This window comes from Streptococcus sp. P25B114 (genome assembly GCF_053010325.1).
Genome location: NZ_JBRKNW010000002.1, coordinates 121,248 through 143,525, shown reverse-complemented (window position 1 = coordinate 143,525; position 22,278 = coordinate 121,248). Strand labels below are relative to the sequence as shown.

Annotated in this window: 27 protein-coding genes; 16 read left to right on the top strand and 11 right to left on the bottom strand. The window is 36.9% G+C overall.

Annotation, left to right across the window (positions count from 1 at the left end):
• Positions 1 to 261 precede the first annotated feature (261 nt).
• From ACVC7T_RS01960 to ACVC7T_RS01940, 5 genes are all read left to right on the top strand, one after another.
• Entirely contained in the window at positions 262 to 594 is a 333-nt protein-coding gene (locus tag ACVC7T_RS01960) for a putative DNA-binding protein (protein WP_105110178.1), read from the top strand.
• 11 nt (positions 595 to 605) lie between these two features.
• The gene (gene ffh, locus ACVC7T_RS01955; RefSeq protein WP_105123326.1) at positions 606 to 2,174 is read left to right on the top strand and encodes a signal recognition particle protein; all 1,569 of its coding nucleotides are present in this window, start codon (positions 606 to 608) and stop codon (positions 2,172 to 2,174) included.
• Positions 2,175 to 2,204: 30 nt separating this feature from the next.
• On the top strand, positions 2,205 to 3,656 hold the full coding sequence (locus ACVC7T_RS01950) for an alpha-amylase (RefSeq protein ID WP_447262381.1): 1,452 nt from the start codon (positions 2,205 to 2,207) through the stop codon (positions 3,654 to 3,656).
• A 253-nt stretch (positions 3,657 to 3,909) separates the two neighbouring features.
• Positions 3,910 to 4,512, top strand: a complete 603-nt coding sequence (locus ACVC7T_RS01945; RefSeq protein WP_394733970.1) for a glucosaminidase domain-containing protein — start codon at positions 3,910 to 3,912, stop codon at positions 4,510 to 4,512.
• 235 nt (positions 4,513 to 4,747) lie between these two features.
• Complete coding sequence (locus ACVC7T_RS01940; RefSeq protein ID WP_105110181.1) at positions 4,748 to 5,404, top strand: SatD family protein; 657 nt, start codon at positions 4,748 to 4,750, stop codon at positions 5,402 to 5,404.
• A 40-nt stretch (positions 5,405 to 5,444) separates the two neighbouring features.
• On the opposite strand, the gene ACVC7T_RS01935 is transcribed toward ACVC7T_RS01940, so the two are convergent.
• Entirely contained in the window at positions 5,445 to 5,879 is a 435-nt protein-coding gene (locus tag ACVC7T_RS01935) for a GNAT family N-acetyltransferase (protein ID WP_447262380.1), read from the bottom strand.
• A gap of 596 nt (positions 5,880 to 6,475) precedes the next feature.
• On the opposite strand from ACVC7T_RS01935, the gene ACVC7T_RS01930 reads away from it, so the two are divergent.
• The 4 genes from ACVC7T_RS01930 (at position 6,476) to ACVC7T_RS01915 (ending at position 8,460) form a co-directional block, all read left to right on the top strand.
• Complete coding sequence (locus tag ACVC7T_RS01930) at positions 6,476 to 7,486, top strand: hypothetical protein (protein WP_447262379.1); 1,011 nt, start codon at positions 6,476 to 6,478, stop codon at positions 7,484 to 7,486.
• 22 nt (positions 7,487 to 7,508) lie between these two features.
• Positions 7,509 to 7,886 carry a hypothetical protein gene (locus ACVC7T_RS01925; protein ID WP_447262378.1) on the top strand — a complete coding sequence of 126 codons (378 nt, stop codon included), beginning with the start codon at positions 7,509 to 7,511 and terminating at the stop codon, positions 7,884 to 7,886.
• Positions 7,887 to 7,966: 80 nt separating this feature from the next.
• Positions 7,967 to 8,146: a helix-turn-helix domain-containing protein gene (locus ACVC7T_RS01920; RefSeq protein WP_172061915.1), complete on the top strand. Its 180-nt coding sequence runs from the start codon at positions 7,967 to 7,969 to the stop codon at positions 8,144 to 8,146.
• Between the two features lie 14 nt (positions 8,147 to 8,160).
• Positions 8,161 to 8,460, top strand: coding sequence for a hypothetical protein (locus tag ACVC7T_RS01915; protein ID WP_447262377.1), 300 nt, complete (start codon positions 8,161 to 8,163; stop codon positions 8,458 to 8,460).
• A 129-nt stretch (positions 8,461 to 8,589) separates the two neighbouring features.
• Here ACVC7T_RS01915 and ACVC7T_RS01910 read toward each other — a convergent pair whose 3' ends face one another.
• Positions 8,590 to 9,774, bottom strand: coding sequence for a DNA cytosine methyltransferase (locus ACVC7T_RS01910; RefSeq protein WP_447262376.1), 1,185 nt, complete (start codon positions 9,772 to 9,774; stop codon positions 8,590 to 8,592).
• Positions 9,775 to 9,806: 32 nt separating this feature from the next.
• Between ACVC7T_RS01910 and ACVC7T_RS01905 the strand changes: the two genes are divergently transcribed.
• A complete protein-coding gene (locus ACVC7T_RS01905; protein WP_447262375.1) occupies positions 9,807 to 10,928 on the top strand; it encodes a hypothetical protein in 1,122 nt (373 codons plus the stop codon).
• 163 nt (positions 10,929 to 11,091) lie between these two features.
• Here ACVC7T_RS01905 and ACVC7T_RS01900 read toward each other — a convergent pair whose 3' ends face one another.
• The 9 genes from ACVC7T_RS01900 to ACVC7T_RS01860 form a co-directional block, all read right to left on the bottom strand.
• Positions 11,092 to 11,349, bottom strand: a complete 258-nt coding sequence (locus ACVC7T_RS01900; RefSeq protein WP_447262374.1) for a S24 family peptidase — start codon at positions 11,347 to 11,349, stop codon at positions 11,092 to 11,094.
• Positions 11,350 to 11,476: 127 nt separating this feature from the next.
• Complete coding sequence (locus tag ACVC7T_RS01895; RefSeq protein WP_447262373.1) at positions 11,477 to 11,788, bottom strand: DUF5960 family protein; 312 nt, start codon at positions 11,786 to 11,788, stop codon at positions 11,477 to 11,479.
• Entirely contained in the window at positions 11,775 to 12,125 is a 351-nt protein-coding gene (locus ACVC7T_RS01890; RefSeq protein WP_172009038.1) for a hypothetical protein, read from the bottom strand. The genes ACVC7T_RS01895 and ACVC7T_RS01890 overlap by 14 nt, the downstream gene beginning before the upstream one ends.
• Positions 12,122 to 13,537, bottom strand: coding sequence for a Y-family DNA polymerase (locus ACVC7T_RS01885; RefSeq protein WP_447262372.1), 1,416 nt, complete (start codon positions 13,535 to 13,537; stop codon positions 12,122 to 12,124). Before ACVC7T_RS01885 ends, ACVC7T_RS01890 begins: the two co-directional genes overlap by 4 nt.
• A gap of 4 nt (positions 13,538 to 13,541) precedes the next feature.
• The gene (locus ACVC7T_RS01880) at positions 13,542 to 13,670 is read right to left on the bottom strand and encodes a hypothetical protein (protein ID WP_269088510.1); all 129 of its coding nucleotides are present in this window, start codon (positions 13,668 to 13,670) and stop codon (positions 13,542 to 13,544) included.
• Positions 13,671 to 13,681: 11 nt separating this feature from the next.
• The gene (locus ACVC7T_RS01875) at positions 13,682 to 13,987 is read right to left on the bottom strand and encodes a hypothetical protein (RefSeq protein WP_447262371.1); all 306 of its coding nucleotides are present in this window, start codon (positions 13,985 to 13,987) and stop codon (positions 13,682 to 13,684) included.
• Positions 13,980 to 14,177, bottom strand: a complete 198-nt coding sequence (locus ACVC7T_RS01870; RefSeq protein ID WP_105123310.1) for a hypothetical protein — start codon at positions 14,175 to 14,177, stop codon at positions 13,980 to 13,982. Before ACVC7T_RS01870 ends, ACVC7T_RS01875 begins: the two co-directional genes overlap by 8 nt.
• Positions 14,167 to 14,394 carry a hypothetical protein gene (locus tag ACVC7T_RS01865; protein ID WP_172061903.1) on the bottom strand — a complete coding sequence of 76 codons (228 nt, stop codon included), beginning with the start codon at positions 14,392 to 14,394 and terminating at the stop codon, positions 14,167 to 14,169. The genes ACVC7T_RS01870 and ACVC7T_RS01865 overlap by 11 nt, the downstream gene beginning before the upstream one ends.
• Before the next feature lies 1 nt (position 14,395).
• Positions 14,396 to 15,094, bottom strand: a complete 699-nt coding sequence (locus ACVC7T_RS01860) for an XRE family transcriptional regulator (RefSeq protein ID WP_447262370.1) — start codon at positions 15,092 to 15,094, stop codon at positions 14,396 to 14,398.
• Positions 15,095 to 15,685: 591 nt separating this feature from the next.
• Here ACVC7T_RS01860 and ACVC7T_RS01855 point away from each other — a divergent pair.
• The 6 genes from ACVC7T_RS01855 (at position 15,686) to ACVC7T_RS01830 (ending at position 22,276) form a co-directional block, all read left to right on the top strand.
• On the top strand, positions 15,686 to 16,234 hold the full coding sequence (locus tag ACVC7T_RS01855; protein ID WP_447262369.1) for a hypothetical protein: 549 nt from the start codon (positions 15,686 to 15,688) through the stop codon (positions 16,232 to 16,234).
• A gap of 114 nt (positions 16,235 to 16,348) precedes the next feature.
• The gene (locus ACVC7T_RS01850) at positions 16,349 to 16,510 is read left to right on the top strand and encodes a zinc-ribbon domain-containing protein (protein ID WP_447262383.1); all 162 of its coding nucleotides are present in this window, start codon (positions 16,349 to 16,351) and stop codon (positions 16,508 to 16,510) included.
• Positions 16,511 to 16,968: 458 nt separating this feature from the next.
• Positions 16,969 to 17,475, top strand: a complete 507-nt coding sequence (locus ACVC7T_RS01845; RefSeq protein WP_105123306.1) for a hypothetical protein — start codon at positions 16,969 to 16,971, stop codon at positions 17,473 to 17,475.
• Between the two features lie 33 nt (positions 17,476 to 17,508).
• Complete coding sequence (locus ACVC7T_RS01840; RefSeq protein WP_447262368.1) at positions 17,509 to 18,774, top strand: site-specific integrase; 1,266 nt, start codon at positions 17,509 to 17,511, stop codon at positions 18,772 to 18,774.
• Complete coding sequence (locus ACVC7T_RS01835; protein WP_394733404.1) at positions 18,774 to 20,627, top strand: hypothetical protein; 1,854 nt, start codon at positions 18,774 to 18,776, stop codon at positions 20,625 to 20,627. Before ACVC7T_RS01840 ends, ACVC7T_RS01835 begins: the two co-directional genes overlap by 1 nt.
• Positions 20,624 to 22,276, top strand: coding sequence for a hypothetical protein (locus tag ACVC7T_RS01830; RefSeq protein WP_394733405.1), 1,653 nt, complete (start codon positions 20,624 to 20,626; stop codon positions 22,274 to 22,276). Before ACVC7T_RS01835 ends, ACVC7T_RS01830 begins: the two co-directional genes overlap by 4 nt.
• Positions 22,277 to 22,278: the final 2 nt, after the last annotated feature.

Genomic DNA, 22,278 nt, shown 5'->3' with positions numbered 1-22,278 from the left:
AAACTTTAGGCTGGAAATCTCCTATCGATATCAGAAAAGCTTTACTAGAAGCTAGCTCCTAGTAAAGCTTAACAAATGGATAACTTCAAAATCACCTTTTTGGTCTCACATCATTGACAAAGGTACATTTTGAGTATTTTCGCTCGTCTTAAAACTCTCTAAATAGACGTAAATAAAATTATGCAAACAAATGATCCGTTTTCCCACTAGAAACGGATTTTCTTATTTATTAACGCTAGAATTTTTGATATAATAAAGTTTATGGAAATTGAAAAAACCAATCGAATGAATGCCTTATTTGAATTCTACGCTGCCTTATTGACGGACAAGCAAATGAACTATATCGAGCTATATTATGCGGATGATTATAGTTTAGCAGAGATAGCTGAGGAATTTCAGGTGAGCCGTCAGGCGGTTTATGATAACATCAAACGAACCGAAAAATTGCTAGAGGACTACGAAATGAAGTTGCACATGTACTCGGACTATGTTGTGCGCAGCCAAATTTTCGATGAGATTTTGGAAAAATATCCAGAAGATGCGTTTTTGCATGAAAAAATCTCTGTCCTAACCAGCATTGATAATCGAGATTAAAAGGAGAACACATGGCTTTTGAAAATTTAACCCAGCGTTTGCAGAACGTATTTAAAAATCTGCGTGGAAAAGGAAAAATCAGCGAGAGCGACATTCAAGAAGCGACCAAGGAAATCCGTTTGGCCTTGCTTGAGGCGGACGTAGCCTTGCCAGTCGTCAAAGATTTTATCAAGAAGGTGCGTGAGCGTGCCATTGGCCACGAAGTCATCGATACCCTCAATCCAGCTCAACAAATCATCAAGATTGTCGACGAAGAATTGACGGCGGTTCTGGGTTCGGAAACGGCTGAGATTATCAAATCACCGAAAATTCCAACCGTTATCATGATGGCTGGTCTCCAAGGTGCTGGTAAAACGACCTTTACCGGTAAATTGGCCAACAAACTCAAGCAAGAGGAGAATGCGCGTCCTCTCTTGATTGCGGCGGATATTTACCGTCCAGCGGCCATTGACCAGTTGAAAACGTTAGGGCAACAGATTGATGTTCCTGTCTTTGAATTGGGCAACCAAGTTCCTGCCCTTGAAATTGTGCGCCAAGGTTTGGAACAAGCCAAAGCCAACCACAATGACTATGTCCTCATCGATACGGCCGGTCGTTTGCAGATTGACCAAGCCCTGATGGCGGAATTGCGCGATATTAAAGACTTTGTCCAACCAAATGAAATCCTCTTGGTAGTCGATGCTATGATTGGTCAAGAGGCCGCTAATGTTGCCAAGGAATTTAATGACCAGTTGTCGATCACTGGTGTGATTTTGACTAAGATTGACGGTGATACGCGTGGTGGTGCGGCGCTTTCTGTTCGTCACATTACTGGCCAACCTATAAAATTCACTGGTACTGGTGAGAAGATCACGGACATCGAAACCTTCCATCCAGACCGTATGTCATCTCGTATTCTCGGTATGGGGGATATGTTGACACTGATTGAAAAGGCCAGCAAGGAGTACGACGAGAAGAAATCATTGGAACTGGCGGAAAAAATGCGCGAGAACACCTTTGATTTCAACGATTTCATTGACCAGCTCGACCAAGTACAAAGCATGGGACCGATGGAAGACTTGCTCAAAATGCTTCCTGGTATGTCAACCAATCCAGCTCTGGCAAATCTAAAGGTTGATCAAAAACAGATTGCTCGTAAGCGTGCCATTGTGTCCTCAATGACGCCTGAAGAACGAGAAAATCCGGATTTATTAACTCCGAGCCGTCGCCGTCGGATTGCGGAAGGTTCAGGGAATAGCTTTGTCGAAGTCAATAAATTTATCAAGGATTTCAACCAAGCAAAATCCCTCATGCAAGGCATGATGTCTGGTGACATGAGCAAAATGATGAAACAGATGGGTATTAACCCTAATAATATTCCGAAAAATATGCCAAACAATATGGATATGTCTGCCTTAGAAGATATGATGGGTGGTAGCGGAATGCCCGATATGAGCCAACTGATGGGCGGGGCTGGTATGCCTGACATGTCATCCATGTTTGGTGGTGGGCTCAAAGGCAAGATTGGAAAATTTGCCATGGAGCAGGCCATGAAACGTCAAGTCAACAAGATGAAAAAAGCTAAGAAAAAGCGTAAATAATTCGTTCTCCACAAATAGAAAGAAGATTTGATGACACGTTCTACATTAATGCAATATTTTGAATGGTATCTGCCTGCTGATCACGACCATTGGAATCGGCTAAAAAATGACGCTCCGCATCTGAAAGAATTAGGAATTAGCCATGTTTGGACGCCACCTGCCTTTAAAGCGACAGGACCAGATGACGTCGGCTATGGGATTTATGATCTGTTTGATTTGGGAGAATTCGACCAAAAAGGCACCATTCCAACCAAATACGGAACAAAAGATGAGTATCTGGCTGCTATTCATGCTCTCAACGAACAAGGGATAGCAGTGATTGCGGATATTGTCCTCAACCACAAGGCTGGTGGAGACTACCAAGAAAGCTTCCAAGTTCGTCGGATGAACCCTGATAATCGGCAAGAAAGTCTTTCTGAGCCCTATGAAATCAAGGGTTATACTGGTTATGATTTCCAAGGTCGTAACGATGTCTACAATGATTTTAAGTGGCATTGGTATCATTTCACAGGGCTTGATTTTGATGCTGCCCACAATGAAACGGGCATTTATCAAATCGTAGGAGAGAACAAGGGCTGGGCCAATCAGGATCAGGTCGACGGAGAGCACGGTAACTACGATTACCTGATGTTCAATGACATTGATTTCAAGCACCCAGAAGTAGTAGAGCATCTCAAAGATTGGGTAAAATGGTTTATCGAAACAACTCAGGTTGATGGCTTTCGGATTGATGCTGCCAAGCATATTGGGGAAGATTATATCGCTTCCTTTATGGAATTTGTCCGACAAGAAATTAAGCCTGACCTGTACGCTTTCGCAGAATATTGGAAAGACAGTGAAGCAGATAGTCAAAGTTATATCGACGGTACAGATTACCAACTTGACTTGGTGGACGTTCCGCTCCACATGAATTTCTTTCAGGCGGGTAATGAAGGGCAATCTTTCGATTTACGGACCATTTTTGATGGTAGCTTGGTGAAAACAAAGCCTGATTTTGCCGTTACATTTGTCGAAAACCATGATACACAACGTGGACAGGCGCTAGAATCAACAGTCGCAGATTGGTTCAAACCAGCTGCTTACGCCTTAATTTTGCTACGTCAACAAGGATTGCCAACCTTATTCTACGGTGATTATTACGGTATTTCAGGTGAATTTGGACAAGCTGCCTTCAATGAAATCTTGGATAAATTACTTGCTATCCGTCAACATCATACCTACGGTCCACAGGTTGATTATCTCGATCATCCAAATTGTATTGGTTGGGTTTGCCAAGGGGATAATGAGCATCCTAAAGGTCTAGCCTGCGTTATCAGCAATGCAGATGAAGGATACAAAGACATGGATATGGGAACTTTAAATGCTGGAAAAGTATTTGTAGATGCAACCGGTCATCGACAAGACACCATTCAATTAGATGAAAATGGATGGGGGCGTTTCTATGTCAATCCAGGCTCGGTTTCCGTATGGGTAGAAGAATAACTAACAATTAAGTTTGCATAACGAATGTTATGTAAACTTTTTTTGTAATATAAGTTATAAAGTAAACTATCTTGAGTATTAATGTCTGAAAATTGTATAATGATTACCATTAAACTATGAAAAAGGATTTAGGTATTATGCAGTATTCAAGAGGTCAATATTTTCAATCAATGAAAAAACATCCTCTCTCAATATTACTGGCAGTGGTATTGTCTTTTTAACGATTAGTTTATTTGTATTTGGGAATAAGACGATTCGACTGGCTGAAGCTACAGAATATGTAGTGGCAGATTATAGACAACAATTTATCAATACAATTGCACCATCTGCGCAGCAATTAGCCAACGCCTATGATTTGTATCCATCTGTCATGATTGCACAGGCTATACATGAATCTAATTATGGACAATCTGGGTTATCAATTTCCCCGTACAATAACTTATTTGGTATCAAGGGAGCATACAATGGACAATCTGTATCCCTTCAAACATGGGAAGATGATGGATATGGAAATACCTATGATATCGTTGATTATTTTCGTACTTATCCAAGTTATTATGAGTCTTTAGCTGATTACGTAAACATTGTTCACCAACCTTATTTTAACAGTGTTTGGCGTTCCAACACCAGTAGCTACTTGGATGCTACTAATGCTTTAACTGGTACATACGCAACAGATACAGCCTACGCTGCAAAACTTAATGATATCATTGAACTTCATGGATTGACACAATACGATGGATATTATACTAATGAGAATGTTTCGTCAGTAGCTAATTTAATTTGGAATCCATATCGCGCACAATATACAACTCAAGAGACTCTAAATCTTGATATCGCCTGGGCAAATCGCTAGAATCTTCCATTCATCTATATTTATCCTTACAACAATAAACTAACTAAACCCAGCTAGACTGATTATTCCATTTAGCTGGGTTTTAATATGTAAAAGGTAAAAAAGTCAGGTAAGTGCTAGAATAGTTTCTTTCAGTCTTAATAGAAGTTTAGTAATGACCTAGTTGCATAACAAATATTTTAATCATAATTCCATTATAATGGACATTTTTATATTTTTCCCTTAAAATGGAATTATGAATAAAATGATGATGATTACTGGCCAGATTACACCTTTATCAAGACAATCACAAACAGAAATAAACATTCTTACGATTATTAGTCGTCTAAATCAGGTTTATGCTAGTCAATTATTGACTGATTTTACTCTCCATAGAGGTGGACTGCTAGAGGCTCAAGTCAAACCCAACGCGGATTTATTGCAAATTCTTGATTATTTACATCTGTCTCTGGCCGAAGGTTATCAGTTGCAAATAGGAATTGGTTTGGGTGAGCTGGATGATGCAGTGCAGAAAACCAGCATTTTCTCAAGCAATTCTCAAGCTCAGCGTGAGGCTGAGAAAGCTCTAACTTTGATCCAGACACAAGACGATTACGGAAGTAGAGCCAACGGATTTTCTTCCGACTATCCCCATATTGACAAGGTCATTAACAGTCTTTTAGCGACCAGCGATTTTATGCGAGATCGGTGGAGTCATTCGCAAAAGCAATTCATCCTAAGATTGGTAGAGACTGGCATTTATTCTGAACATTTTAAGCAAAAATCCCTAGCTCAGAAACTGAAACTCAGTCAAAGTGCCTTTACAAAACGGGTCAAATCAACAGGCATCAAGGTCTATCTCCGTAATCAAGAAACGGCTATGGAGTTAATGATGCAGTTATCAAATAAATAAAAAATAGTTTACATAATATTTAATATGCAAATGTTGGGTTTTATAAATTCAAACGAAATACTATTTCATCTCCGTCAGCATCACCCGTTTCCACAAATCCAAGGGATCCATATAGTTTTCTTGCTAAATCATTGTTTTCAAGGATACATAATTCAACGGCTGAAAAACGTTTTTCTCTACGAATATTGTCTAAAAATTGATTCATATCTTGTCGATCATAGCCCTGAACCTGGTAATGTTTATCAATGAAAAATTCTGATAGGTGATAGGCTTTGACTTGAGGTGAATCGTGATACATGATTAAACCGACAGGCAATTGATGGTCATAAATCAAATAAGCCTGGCTATTAAATTCACGGTAGGCAAAAGCTTGAGCCAGCGTGGTCATCTTATCAGCAACAAAGCCTGTCTGTGAAGGAAAAATGGAAAGCGGAATTCGCCAGTTGTCAGGATTGATAGGTATGAAATTTAGCATAAATTTAACCACCTCAGAATTTATACATATCTATTATCAAACTAGAAAAATGTACTTTTGAAAAAATTTCCAGTTTTCTAGTTAATAAAGTACATTTTTATGGAAAAATAAGGGTATCTAGAAATTCCAGTTTAGCCTTGAATTAAGTACATTTTTAGCTGATTTTTCCTAAAAAAATTTTTTTTGGTTATAAAATAAAAACTAAAAATTTATGAACAATTGACCTAAGATGGTCTAAACCCTTGATAATACTGGGATAGAAGCATAAAGTACATTGATTAAAAAATGTACTTTATTTTTATTTTGTACTTTTGAATAGGGTTATTTATTGTACATAATGATTCGTTTATTTTATTCATTGTATCCATTTTGAAAAGTACATTTATCATCCACAATTTGAAAAAGTTCTGCACTTTCAAAAGTACATTTTTTCAGTTACTTTATATTGTAAAGGATTTTGGGGGATATTGCTATTTTTCTATTTTTTAAAAAATGCTATTTGAACCCTATGTTTAGAGGATACATTTTCAACAAAAACAAATTATAGATGACTTTTTCATGATATAATGAATTTATATTTTGAGGAGGAGTAATCTATGACAAATATTGAACCTGAAAAGCTTAAAGATGAAATAAATCTTCCAACAATTAACCAAAAAGCAATTTCTAACCTTGTAAATAATACTGCATTGGTATCAGCAGTGAGCTCCCTTCAAGATTCTATAGAACGAATAAACGCGTCTTCTTTAGCTTCATCAGCTCTCGCTGCAAATCTTGTAGCAAAGACTTATCTTCCATCAAATTTTAATTCGATTATTGATTCTAAGCTTATAAATGCTATCTCTTCCTCAATACCTAAAATTTACCCAATCGTAAACGAAGAGTATCTGGCAGCCATGAATTCGATAACTGAATCTGTTAAAGGACTGCTGGCAAATGTAGATTTAAGTTATTCAAAAGTATTTTCTGATGTAGCAAAAATACTCAAGAAGTTTAATACTGAGTATAGTCAGGAAGAGATTGACGAGATTGTTATAAATGTTCGTCAACTTGCAAAAAATGGATGGGTAATTTTTTTTAATGAGATTGGAATTTATGACAGGCTAAGGAACAGAGAATTTGCTGAACTGGAAAAAGATTGGATCAATGCTCTAGATGAATTTCTTTCTGAAGAGAGCGAAATTCAAGGGATTTACGAAGTTGGATGTTACCCAGCTACTTTACTAGATTCAATGCTAGATTGTTACAAATCAAATAATTACTACGCTGCATATTCTCTTGCCACACTAGCAATTGATGGGGCACTAACAAGATTCTCTGAAATATTAAGTGATGCACCTAAAATGCCTGTTGGAACGGGTGCAGTATCTAAATTAGACAAATCACTACTAAGTAAGTCATTTGCAGATTTAGGTTTCTTTGAGTGGTTGTATCAATTTTTCAAAGATACAAAACGTTTTACGTTAGACAAACCTAACCGACATATGATTGGCCACGGGAGATGGGCAGGTGAAATTTCAAAAACAGAATTCTTAAAGTTGTTCAATGTAATGCTATATATTAGCTTGAAATTTAAAACTTGGGCATCAGAAATCAATCCAACATAATCATAAAGCAAGGAATTAAGGAATGAATTCAATAATAAATAGTAGCACTCACTCAGACCTTCCTAAATCGTTCTCTGACGGCGTTTTGGAGGTTCTGTATCAATATGCTACAATCAATGATGTCGAGGCTTGTAAAGACGCTCTGAGAGGTCTTATTCGCCCATACTTATTCGATTACTCAGTTAATCAACTTGATATAGCCTTAAAAGAAGTAAGAGAACAATTGATTAAACAGCAAGCTAATCAATCTGATACGTCAAATGCCTATTGGAATGAAATGATTGAAAGTTTGGATGATGCTTTTAGTGAGCCAGAAGGCAAAGTATCAAACTATATTGATAAAGCTAGGTTTGACCAAGCAATACATGAAGCTAAAGAATTATACCCGAATCTTTTTTAAAAAATTGATTAATAATTTTACATTTCTTCATTTCTTTTTCGAATAAATAAAGTTAGAGGATAAAGAATAGGAGAATAAAAATGAAACTAAAGGAATTGCGTAAAGCAAAAGGAGTGTCCCAGGTTGAGCTGGGAAAAGCCATTGGAGCAACAAGTAGAACTGTCGCTAGGTGGGAAGCAGAACAAGTAGATATGCCGTTTAAAACTGCGGTTAATATTACAAGGTATCTAGATGTAAATCTAGAGGAATTAGCTGAATAAAATAGGAGGATAATATGGATTTTGAGGATATTTTTGATAATTTAGATAGTGAGCTTGGCAATTTAAAAATTCGTCTAAGTAAAAATGTCTATGGAACAGATAACATCGAAACATTATCAACTTTTGTTGATGATTTGAGTAATCTTTGCAAAGTGAAAAAATTTGATGTGGAATTGTCTGAAGTAGAGCAGTTAACAAGTTATACAACCCTTCTGCAAAATACTAAGTCAGAAAGCCAAGATTATGTTTCTGCTAGTATTAAAAGATTCTATACTGAATTTATTGAATCAATCAAAGATGAATTATATGTGTAAATAACAAAATTGACTTAAGAAAAAAGGAGCGAGTCACTATGACTTACTCCTTTTTCTTAATTTGAAGATAAAGAACTTTTTAGGCATTGTATTGATAATTTTGTAGCATTAGTTTAAACTATTGTTAGGTTATTCTTTAAAATTTTCTATTTTATAAAGAGAATAGATTATAGCGTTGGCAATATGCCAGGCTAGTATTGGGGGAACCGCATTTCCAATGGCTTTGTAGGCCGACGACGTACTGGTGTTAAAGATGAAATTATCGGGGAAAGATTGTAATCTGGCACATTCCCTAACGCTTAATCGTCTCCACCCTTTTTTGTCATTAGGATCATTTGGGTTATTTATGTATTTTGGGTCCATATTATAGTGAGCTTCGATATTACCATGATGTTCAGCACGAATTGTGGGAGCTGGAGCATCCCTAAGAATTTGATTATTTCCTTGTCGTTTTTTTCCATCACTATAAAATTTTGCGTGAGAAACATTATTCCAATTATGATTAGGAATAATGTTGGTATTAAACAAAGACCAAATATCTTCTAAACCATCAAAAGCTGTACGTGGTTTATTTGCGTGGGTGGGTATTGGATAATAAATATTCGTATTATCCCCTAAATCACTTCTAACTCCAACAATAATTACACGTCTTCGAGATTGAGGAACCCCGTAATCTGCCGCATCCAATACATTATACTGGACATTATAACCAATGTCATTAAAATGTTGCATAATGACCTCTAATGCGGTAGCATCTACATTTTCTAAGTTATTATTACGAGAGTTTCGAATGCCATCAACATTCTCAGCTACAAATATTTTTGGTTGATAATGTTGAATAAAACGACTCATTTGAAGATAAAGTTGACCACGCTCATCGTTTAAACCAGCTCTTTTACCAGCAACGCTAAATGTCTGACATGGAAATCCTCCTAAAAGAATATCAATTCCATTGGGATTTTTTTGAATTTCATTTCTAACATTTGGAACCAATCCATATTTTTTATCCAGTTGCTCTAAATCTATTTCAGTAATGTTCGTAGTATCAATCTCATGAGCTAGTGTAAAATTGTCTCTGTAGATCTGTGTAGCTTGAATGAAAATATCGTTGGAATATTTCAAATTAATTGGGTTTTCAGTGTATTCGTAATTGAATAGTTGAAAACCTCCTTTAAATCCAAAATCCATGCCACCCGCACCAGAGAATAAGCTTAGAATATTATAACGAAGAGGAGTGTTTAAAATATTTTGAATGATACCTTTTGCTTTGTTGGTATCAATAAATTGTGTATGTTCATGAAAAACAGAAACCATGTAGAACCCTTTCTAAATAGGAGAAAATAATAATGAGAGAACAAATAAAAACTATCTTAAATGAGGTTAAAGAATTAATTGAAGGAAAAAAACTTGAAACTTTTGGCATAGATTTTAAAAAAATTGATGGAGAATACTTTGAAAAAGTCTTCCAAAAATATTGTCAATCAGTACTTGAACGAGGCGAGTTCAATGAGTTTATCTTAAATGATATTCGAGGGCATAAATTCCCAGATTTTAGCATCGAGAAAGATGGAAGCATTTACGGCGTTGAAATAAAGTCTAGTGAAAAAGGAAATTGGACAATCCCAGGAAATTCAGTATATGAAAATACTCCAACGACCAATTTTGAAGATATCTTTGTATTTTTTGGCAGCTATAAAGAAGATGTCAATTCTTTCGAGGTAAGAATTACTGAATATTGGAAAGCTGTTAAGGACATAAAAGTCACTCACAGCCCACGTTTTGAAATCAGCGTCAATCCAGAAATAGAAACTGACTTTTTTGAAAGTTGGGATGCTTTTGCTACTTTCAAACAAAAAGATAAAGATGAAAAAACAAAATTGTTACAAGATTTTCTAAAAGAGAAAAAAGCGGGACAAAATTTATGGTATGTACCAGTTGGTGAGGAACAAGCCGAGCCAATGTTATTTGAAAAACTTGAAAAAGAAGTTCAAAATGAAATTTTGGCTAAGTGTTTCATTCTTTTTCCGTCAGAGATATTTAAAGCGAAATCAACGGGTGAAATGGATAGTGATTACAAAGACGTTACACGTTTCTTACTTGAAGAATATTTTGTATATAGTCCATCTATGCGAGATAAATTTTCTAGTGGTGGCAAAAAAGGCTTGGAGCAAGATAATGAGCCACCAAAGTTTCCAGCTGTATTCAAAAGGTTTGCAAAATTAGGTAATCAAATTCACAATATTCTGCAGGGGCTAGACCAAGGAGATTCAGCTAATTTCAAGGAGCTTCTGTTAACTATATGGAATCAAGAAAATTCAGTTATAAGATATGACGGGGAGAGCTTTGTTACATCTTACAAATCCCATTTAAATAACCTTGAGAATTCTCCTAACCTTCAATATGTAATTCGTAAAGAATTAGCAGATGATACGAAAACCAATATTTTATCATCAAAAATTTCTCAATAACAAAGATTATAACATTTCAAATAAGACGCGTCAATTACCGCGTCTTATTTGTTTGTAAAATTTTGTATTTTCGATAGAGTGTATTGCAATATGAATAAATATATTTCTGTAAAAAAATAAATACTGTAATCCGTTTAATTGGACTACAGTATTTGTGTTTTTATTAATTCTCAATCGGTTTAAAATGTCTAACAATCTCACCGATTACTTGAAGTTTCTCTTCAAATGGAGCAAATATCGTGTCATATTTATTATTGATAGGTACAAACTTGTAGTATGTGCTATGCTTATATACTCTTCTAAACATAGGTTGTCCGTTAAACACAACTAAATAAAGTTTACCGTCTTCAACTTCATTTGCAAATTTAAGTAGAACAACCTCACCCATAGGTATCTCAGGTTCAAGGGAATCATCTTGCATCCAAAGGGCAAACTGTTACAGAGTCTTTTTGTAATCATAGTTCAAAGTGAAGCTAGGAACTTTATATGATTAATTACCTTAAGTTTCATTTAAAGATGATTGTATTAAACAAAATAGGAGCGAGTCACTACGACTTACTCCTTTTTTGTTCTAGATAAGTGGTTGTTTTCTTGTAGACGAACTTCCTAACCCGCTTACTTTCTTCAAATTGGACAACGTCAAAGATGAAATAGTGGTCACGATTATCAAGCGCATTTTCCTTATTCAGCTTAAAGTAGGCTGATTGGGAGCGCGCCATCGAGGTCAAAATATCAGCAGTCAAGAATGTTAGAGGAATGTGCATCGCAGAGTAGCGGTAGAAGTCCCTCTCAAAATTTTGGTAGCTTTCGCTGAAATAGTCGATCTGTAGCTCATTTCGTTCAAATTCAAGCCGATTCATATTCCACCTCCAAGTCAATTGATAGAATATCCTTTATAGGGATGCTGACGAAGCTAGTTCTCGTTTTGAAAGAAACATTCTGGAATGTTAGATTGTCCACTTTTCCAGTGTAGTATTGTCCAGGAATAGCGATAATACCGCTTAGCTGATTGCTATAGAGTTGGTTTAACAGAAGTAGCTTATCAGCCAGCGTCAACTCTGATGAGTAGTCAACCTTGTTTAGTTCGTTGTCTAGTCCTGCGGTGTGCTCGGACAGAAAAAATCCCATCCATTTTGCCATCTTTCGGTCTTGGTATTCCCTAGCAACTTGAAATGGCAGGTAACTTCTGTCAATCATTTTAATCCCTCCAATCCGCCGGCAGAGTGACCGCCGACAAGTTTACTTCGAGCAATGGCCCGTGAGTTATCTAGTAAAGCTGACGCCTTCTGTACGGAAATATATCCGTATTTATCTCTTAGCTGGTCAATAGTCGTTTCTAACTTCTCCTCAAGTTCAATCACCTCGTTATCATCAAAGAGTGAGAGGACAGCAAAGTTTTCATCTACCAGACCATCGTATCTCACGGCTATACTCCTAACAGCGCCTCCCGTGTACTTTGCACGGAAAAGAGAGATGACATGGTCTTGGAAGACAATTGTCCGACTGTTTGGGTTGATTTTACGCTGCACATTGATAGGTCTCTTATTTTCAAATCTTGAGTAGCCAACTGTGATGTGGACCACAGTTGCTTTTTTATGCTTTCTACGCAGGCGAATAGCTACCTGCTCAGCCATTTCACGTAGCACAAGCTCAATATCGCTCTGCCTTAGATAGTCCTTATGTAGTACCTGGGAATTACCAATTCCCGTTTTCTTAGGTTTGTAGGGTTCGTGAACATTAGACTCGTCAATGCCATTAGCATGAAACCAATGCTGGACTCCTATGACGCCAAACTCTTTTTTGAGTATCGTAGGGTCAAAATTAGCTAAGTCTTTGATAGTGTAGATGCCTAGCTTATTCATCCGTCCTTCGGTCTGGTGCCCAATTCCCCAGAAATCCGTCATCTTTGGAATGTTCCACACTTTGGTTTCAACATCTTCGTAGGACCAGTTAGCCCGCATAGTGATTGACTTTTTAGCTTCGTTATCGAGAGCTAGTTTTGCCAATAGTGGATTCGAATTACTCATGCCAACTGTTGAGTAAACACCTGTCTTTAGCCAAATATCCTGCTGAAGTTTAGCTGAGATAATATCTAGCTTATCTTTCTTAGACAAGGTTTTGTTTGGCACGAAGTAATTGAGTGACTGGGTCAAATCAATAAACGCCTCATCAATGGAGTAAGGGTGTATATCATTGACAGCAGCATAGTCCTGAAAAACTCTTTGAATCTCGAAATTTTTCTGAATGTATAGGGACATACGTGGCGGAACTATGAAAGTGCGCTTAGCCCAATTTTCAATGTAGGAGACAAATTTAGGATGTGTTGGCAATCCAGCCTCCTTAGCACGGAAGTAGTTGAACTTGCGTGTATTGACATCAAATGGTAATTCATAGGCACGTCCCACGTTACCTTTTCCGAAAATCTTTTTAAACATAGGAGATGATGCCAAAATCAAGCCTGACGAATTATCCGCCCTACTCATCACACATAGAGAAGTATTAAGTGGGTGTAACCCCCTTTCTACACACTCAATCGAGGCGTAAAAAGATTTCATATCAACAAAAGCGATATCTGACTGTGGTTCCTTTGAATAGTCAATATAACCCATAGTATTACCTCGCTTTGAGTTTTCCTAGTTCTTCGACAAGTTCAGCAATGCAGTCAGTGATATCGTATGCTACCTTGTCTGGAGTAAAGACAATACGCTGGTCCTTGAAACTAATCATATCATTTGTCTTCATAGTGTACCTCCTTAGTCTTGCTGGGGGGTTCTGATTTTATATAAACCATTATTCATTTCCTTTTCAGAAGCAGTAGGAGTATAGTCTTCATTTTGAATCTTGTAAAACCGCTCAATAAAATCCAAGGGTTCTTTATCTTCAATATATGTGAGCGCCTGTATTTCATCAGGCAAAAGACTCTTGTTCACATGGAAGTTGTTGTCCCTAAACCATTGGGCAGCCAGTTCTAGAATATACGAGGTTATATCAGTAGTGGTACCGTCATAGAATTGAATCAAAATTCGCTTATCTTCGAGATAGGGAAGTTGTTCAATCATAGGTTTCCTCCTTTTGCTCTTTACTCGCTAGGAAGTTTTCAATGATATGTGCAATCTTTTCTTTATCTTCTTGGCTGAGTGGAGGGTCATCAGGTGTGTGTCCAAACACTTGAATTTCATGCACCTCGCCATTGACGACAACATCTTCTAATTGTCTTTGACACCCACAGTCTAGTGTTCTAATTTTCATCCGCTTCCTCACTTTCCTCTGTCATAGCAATCAAGATAGAATCCTCTAACAAGAATCCATAGGGGTAGATCGTTGCGTCTTCATTGGTCGGCATGAGGATTTGGTCAAAGCCTTCATTTTCCAACCGTTCTTCAAATTGATCCATGTCAAAGATTTCAACCTTACACTCAGGATTGAATCCGTAGGTTCCGATTTCTAGAATATCTTTTAGTTTCATATCACACTCCCTCAATTGGCATGAAGTGACCGACAACCTTTCCTACAACGTGAAAATCATCTTCATAGGAAATGAAGCGGTCAGGGTTACCCCGCTTGTTAATAGAGACCATGCGGAGTCCCTCTTCCTCACGATAAAGTTTTTTGATATAAGTTTGCCCCTCCCAAACAAGAGCGTAGACTGCACCGTCGTAGTCAAACCCTGTCTCGCGAATTAGCGCTACTTCGCCATCCAAGTACTGAGGCTCCATTGAGGTACCTCTAACCCAAGCAGCAACGTCATAGCCCGAGTATTCCCTATCAGCGTAGACTGTCTCGGTTGCGTACTCGTCGTAGATGCCTTGACCAGGACCAGCAGAAAGCTGAATCTCTTCGAGAACATCAACCGCGTGAAGCCGGATAACCTTATTTTCTTCTCTAATCTGAGATTGAAGTAGGTCATCTGCGTAGTCTTCAAGGGCTAAACGATAGTTGTTGTTTAGCTGTAAGTAAGTGTTAACAATTTTATACTCCGACTCGAAGTGAGTAACAGGTACATCTAGGATATTAGCGATAGCAGTGAGATGTTTCTGATTTGGTACTGATTTACCAGACTCCCACTTACTATACGATGCCCTGTTAATCTTTAATAGTTTGGCTAAATCTGTCTGAGAATAGCCTTTTTCAATCCTTCGCTCTTTAAGTCGTGTTCCTGAAAACATGAGATTTTATCTCCTTGTTGCTTTATTATGCAACAATTATATCACAAAAATGTGTTTTTTCAAGATAAAATGAAATTTTTACTATACAAAATCAAAATCTATGGTATAATACAAAAAAAGTAAAATTAACAAAAGTACAATAAAACTAAGTAAAAGAACTAAGTAAATACGCAACGAGGGAGGTTAACCAATGCATAGTTGGTTATTACCTAACTATGTAGTCGACATTGCTTGAGCTATTTAGATAGTAGCTCCATTTACTAGAAAGAGGTGGACTTTTGTTTACAGAAAAAGATAGATTAACAGAACGATCAAAGGAAGAAACCGTCAATGAAGTCGTGTGGCAGTATGCTGCTAGCGGAGATGTTGACGCTTGTATAAGCCAGTTGATCGTTTTTTTTGCGTTTGTGGCTACTTGAAAATTCAATTTAAGAGCTTTCAATCTTGATCGACACTATTGCACAAGAATACTGAAGAGCATTTATTAAAAGTAAGAGATTTAGTAAAAATCGTGATTGATGAAACTTCTATTGCGATTGCAAAATCTCGGATTCGAGGATTTTGTAGTTCTGGAAAGAAATGAGGAAAAGAATGGAAAGAAATATGCAGAGTATGAAACAGAAAAAATATCAAAAGGAAATAAAAGACAATGTTTATCAAATTATACATTCTATCAATACGTTACAAATTGCTGAATTGGAAAAAATGGTTGATTTAGCCGAGTTTCCATTTCAACTCAATTTTTTTAACGCAATGATTGATTACAGAAAGGAGCGGGATAAGTTATATTATAGTTCACAGACAAATTGTAAGGAAAGCGATAGTAAGAAGTGTCTAATTGAATTATTTATTGAAGCTACCGAAATATATTACAATGATATTTACTATCAAGTAAAAACAAATAATGAGATTACGTCTAAAGATTTGTTATCAGAAATAGATAAAATTATTGTATATGAAAAATCGATCCTTACAGTTCTGCGACAACTGTTATTAGAAGCTCATTTTGATGAATTTATACAATCTATACATACATTATCAAAATTAAGATCTGATATTCAAACAAAAATTATTAATTTTGGGGCTGAATTAGATGAAAATAAGAAAAAAAGCGACCTCGAGAGAAGTTGCTTTACATAGATTAGACTAAGAAATGATCCGTTATTTTTGAATCACTTTCTTTTAATGAATAATGAATTGCGAATTTATATCAATGAAACTTTTGAGCTATCTTAAAGTCAAAATAGCGAAGGTATCACTGAACCAGTAGATACCGAAACAGTCATTTTTAGTATTCCACAAAATCAACTTGATGATAATAATGTTCAGCTAAGTAGTGCAAAGTTCTGTACAAATTGCGGAACAACACTACCTGAAGAAGCTATGTTCTGCGTCGAATGTGGGACCAGTTTATAATAGATGTATTACTTTAGAGATAACAGTTACCTGTTTTCAAGAGCTACTCAACGACTCACTCTTTAAAATTGCATTTTTACCACAAATGTGATATAATACCAAAAATAAGTAAAATAACAAAAGTAAAGTAAAACTAAGTAAAAGAACTAAGTATATAAAGCAATGAGGGAGGTTAACCAATTCATAGTTGGTTTCAACCAAACTATGATGCCGTTTTATTACTAGCTATCACATAGCTCACGTTTACTTTGAATAAGGTTTACTTTTGTTATTCAATCAAAAGATAATACAAGAACGATCAATGTATGAACGTGTCTATGTTTTCTAATTGCAGTGCTCTGCAATTGAGAAAGACATGTTCATCTGGTCGTTTTTTTGTGTTTATGTCATTGAAATACAGTAGGAAATAACAAGAGTGACAAATACCAAGCAGATACTACGAAAGGGAAGTGAATGCAATGGAAAATATGAACGACTTACACAACTACGAATCAAGCATGGAAGACCAATTAAGAGCTAAGAAGCTGGTTCGAGAGATTATGAGGGAGCTAAGCCAATTCTCAGTCCCTGAATTATATGAATTTTCAAGTTCAGGAATTCGAGAATTTCGAGATAACTTTGTCAATATAATGATGAGCCTCGAATATGCCAGGGATGATAAATCCCATTCGGAGGTAACGCCACAGGCGGGAATACTCAGTGTGGATACGTTTTGTGAGATTGTCTTAGAACACGCCAAAGAATATTTCGAAGAAGTCATTTATCACGCCAAAGCGAATTATCACTTTGATATAACCGTTATCAAGGAGAATCGGGCTAAGATTATCGCCTACAATCAAGGGATTGTCACAATGTTGTTGAGAATCCACCCATATCAGAAACACAAAGAAGTGATGCAGGCAATAGATAGGCTCTTATTGATGAAAGTTGATGCAGAAATAAAAGTACTAAATCTAGTTCTTTAGTATATTGTCTAGGAAAGTTTGAAAGGAGACCGTATGAAATTTGTCTGTTATACGCACTCTCTTATCTTAGGCGATAACCGTATTGTGACAAAGCAGTTTATTGCTCTAAAGCAAGATGATGGCAGCTTACAGTTTACTAATTTCCACCGATATGTCAAATCCTCAGCCAAGATTAAATCAATCTCTGACGATGGAAACAAACGCTTTACCTATGTCATCAAGTTCCTCAATTACGTTTTTCCTGTATGTGGTATTCGTAACTTAGACCAATTAACCCTAGAGATGGTCCAGGAATTTCTGATGCACTATGGCTTAGGAACCTTGCCTGGCGATAGCAAGCACAGAAAGAAAAGTACAGTGGAGATTTGTGTAAACACCGTACTTGATTTTTTAACACTCTATCTTAATGAACGAAAAGGGAAGGCTATGCTGACATCTAAGGAGCTCTATACGACTACATCCTTTACAAATAAGCGAGGAAGGTTAATCAAGCGTAAGGAGCCGAGTTTTGAGGTGTTTTATGACGATAGCAACACTGAACAAGTGATCTTTCGTGACATGCCAAATGCTGCCTTTGAAATGCTCTTTGCTCATATCGCCAAAAATCACAAAGACATACTCATGGTAGTTGCACTAGGGGCGTTTGTTGGTTTACGACCATCGGAGGCTTGTAATGTGAGAAGAGAAGATAGTCCGTTAGGACCAGGTATTCTCTTCCACCAAAGCTACGGCGAAACTTTCAAAATAGAAATAGACTTAAGAAAAGAAATCCCTCTTAGAAGTGATTTAAAACCCACAGGACGCATCAAGAAGGAGCGGATGCAAGCAGTCCCATATATCTTTCTAGAAGTATTTGTGGACACCTACAATGATTATATGGCGTATCTAGAAGGTCAGAAGTATGAGAAGGACTACGGACCACTGAATTTGAACAAGCAAGGGAAGGCTTTGACTTATGATGTCTATTATCAGCGTTTCCGAAAGATTATTCGAGAAGAGATGATACCAATTTTCTTGAATGCGGATGATGAAGAAGTGGTGTTCTTTGGCCATCTCTTACAGGAGCACAATATTTCCCCTCATATTTTCAGACACTGGTACACTACGCAGTTAGTCTTGTCTGGAGTCAATGAGATTAGTGAACTCATGTCAGCCAGGGGCGATAAGTCCCCTGAAAGTGCCTGGGTTTATCTCCAAAACAAGGGTGAGATTGCCAAACAGTATGGCCAGGTTAATAATGGCGTCTTTGACTATCTCAATTGGCGGGCCGATGATTTATTCGGAAGAGGAGGAGAGTAGTGGCGGTAAATATCAGAAGACATTTGGAACAGTTACTTACAGAACTAAACTGTAATAATGATAAAGCTAGAGAAAAGGTAAGTCAATTCCTACTTGATAATGATTGGTTTGGCATTTCTGTTGATTTGGGTAATCTTTCGGTCTCCGATAATGATGCAGAGTTTATCACATTGAGAGTTCGGAATTATTTGCTAAAACCAGCAGGCGTTAGAGCGGTCTCAAGCATCTTGGAGCAACGATTTCCAACTACACATGAATACTTCATAAAATATTCAGAGGAGAATAAACTTGATAAATCAAGCCTATTTTATCTTCAAGATTTTCTTGCCTATTATCTAAAGAGGGACTTGTTTCTATACAGTGATAGCCAACTTGAAACTCTGTTAGAAAAAGCAACTGAAGCACTTATCAAAACTCATGGCGATGAAATCATTCGTTTCACAAATTGGTTACTTTCAAAACGAATAACAAAATATCGTAAATCGTATGAGATGGTTTCTCGTTACACACTGGATGATAAAAACGGCGCCTATGAGCTCGATGACTATTTACAACTGATGTATTATCTCTTTAACGAAACGTACATTCAAGAAAATAAAATGTGGCAACAAGCTGCTCACTCAAAAGACTTTGCTGACACTTGGCTTTACCTCGCTCTCCACTACATTTGTGCATTAAGGCAAACAGATTTGGAACAGCTCGGCCACCCTCAGCTTACAAGACCATCAGCAGAGGTACTTGAGGCAATAAAGAGAGGAAAATGGAGTAGTGTCGAAGCCAGAAAAACTCTTCTAAGCATCACAACAAGACTAGCCTATCTCAATATTACGCCCAATAAAACGAAAAATAGGTCAAATGTTAGCCAAATTAAATTTATTGTTCCTGAAAGTTGCGAGGTACTTATTGGAACCCTTCTTGCCATTTGCGAAGCCCACTATCAACTTTCTAAAAAAGAGGGGAAAAATCTCCCTTTGATTCGAAAAATCAATACTTATGAGCAAATAACTAGATACATGGGAGTAGAGATTGGCAATCTATTTTTAGAAAGAGATTTCAGTAGTAGATCTGCAAACAAGTCCTATTTACAAGCAGTGGCTATGTTAGCAGATGATGTACTAAAAGAAAAAAGTGAATTAAACATCAAGGGATATTTATTGGCAGCATTAGCAAGAAGCCATAAAGGTTCATTTGACGAGTTTGCTCAAACCACCTCTAGCTATTTGAAGGATGCCCAACTAGGGCAGATGAAACCAGAAATGGTAGCTAAAGAACTCTTTGAAAGAGGAGTTCTATCTATGATACCATCAATGTTATTAACCATTGTAACTAGAGGAAAGTACAAAGAACTTAGTCCCAGTCAACAGACACAGATGATTAAGGGGCTTGATTTAACCCCTGCTGAAGTAGAGAAAACACTAGAACTAAGTATCCGTGCCGATAGCAAGGCCCAGAAAGCATTACAAACGGTTGTCAAAGATAATCTGAATGCGAACCAACTACTTACCGTTTGCCATCGTATTGGGAACGATGAGGCCTTTTCTAAGCAGACTGAGAGTCTATGTCTATTATCTGCTATTGGTAGAATTTGCCCATTTGATGAGCGACAACACTGTGTAGGATGTGATTTTGAACTCCAAACCAAGTCCACCTTACTATTACTGATTGGTGAATTTAACCGACTTAATAAGCAATATTTGGAGGTGCAGAATGATTTAGAAAAAGGAAAAATCAAAGCTATTTTAGAGTCACAATTAAAACCATGTTTAACCGAGATGTTACAGGCTATATCTGAACAGTACGGTGAGGATGTATTGAATGACTACGAAGAAATTATTAAGGAGCTGATCGCATGAACAATCAAGCTAAATTATTTCGGGCAGTTACCCATTTTACTACATTTGACGAAATTAAATTAGACCAAGCAATTGAATATTTTGAAGACTATGTTCAGCAAGGAATCATCCTGACAGAGAATTTTTATGAACTAAAATGGCAAACAACCAATGAGTATGACAATGTTGGTTTCTTTTTTAACGTTAATACGTTTCAGTACAGACGTTACTTTGAACCACTTTTAGGTATTGATTCAGTCGATTTCACAAATTATTTAAAATGCTTTATAGTGCTTTCGATGGAACAGCATGTGCTAGCTACTTTACAGCAGTTCTTACGTGATATTAAACGAATTATCAAGGAAACCAAACAAGATGTGACAATTGATGTGCTTGATATAAAACTGCACTCTCCATCACTTTGTATAGATTTCTTCTCTAGCTTGCCTTGTGAGGAAGATAGTAACATTAGTTTATTGCTTGAACAGTTAGACAATGTTTTGGCAGTGAGTTATCAAACGAATCCCAAGCAACAAAGAAAACTTGCTCAATTTCAGTCATATTTTATATTTAACGACATTCTTGAACAGTATTGGACTGACGGGATCTCTGATAAAGACAGACTATTTTACTATCCATTGTATCTCTGGTGGCAGATTACAGCGGTATTGCCATTGAGGCCAAGAGAGTTTCTATTGACTCAAAGAAATTGCTTGTCAGAAGAAAACGGTAAGTATTTCCTAACATTAAGACGGAATAATCTCAAAGGGAAAGAAAAAAGTGTATCACACAAAATCTCTGAGGATTATTACCTAACAACTTATGAAATACCTGACAGACTCGCTCAACAGATACAAACTTATCTTGACCTCACTAAGGATTCATCCTCAACAAAACTGGATACACTTTTTGTAACTGATCCACACTACAAAAAATGGGATAAGAAAACTGGAGTTAGGAATCGTTTTCTCACCTACACAAATTTGAACACCATACTAAGATATTTCTTTAACGATGTCATATCAGATAGATATGGGTATCAAGTCTACCATATCAGCCCGCCGACTAGGTTAAAGGATAAAGAGATAGGCTTCATTCATATCGGAGATACTAGACATATCTCAATGATCAATCTCATTGCAGAAGGTGCAAGCCCAGTTACGGCCATGATGCTTGCAGGCCATGATAACGTCGCAACATCCTCTCACTATTTTTCCAATCTCAGTCAATTTATTGAGTGCCGCAGCTATCAAGCATACAGAAAATTGACAAGCTCACAAACTTGTTACGAAATCAGCAAGACACAGTATAAATACACCGTGGGTAAGACCTTTGTACAGTTAGATAATAAAGGAAGATGTTACTCCCCGAAATTTGCTTCAGGAGACTATTCTGACTGTTTGAAAGTCATAAGTAGTCATGCAGAACTTGGAGCTTGCACGAGCTGTCCATTCTATCGTAAAGCAGGAAAAGACTACTTCACCATGGATAAAACTCATAAGAAAAGTGTAGATCAAGAAGCTCTAATTGTTGACCAAGCTATTAAACGTGTGAGAGAAGGTAAGGGGCATTTTGAAGATTTGGGAGAGGCGCTTTTACGCCTGAAAAACGTAAGTTACTCATACCAAGAGTATTTAATGTACAAACACCAGATGGAAAGCGAGGAGTAATC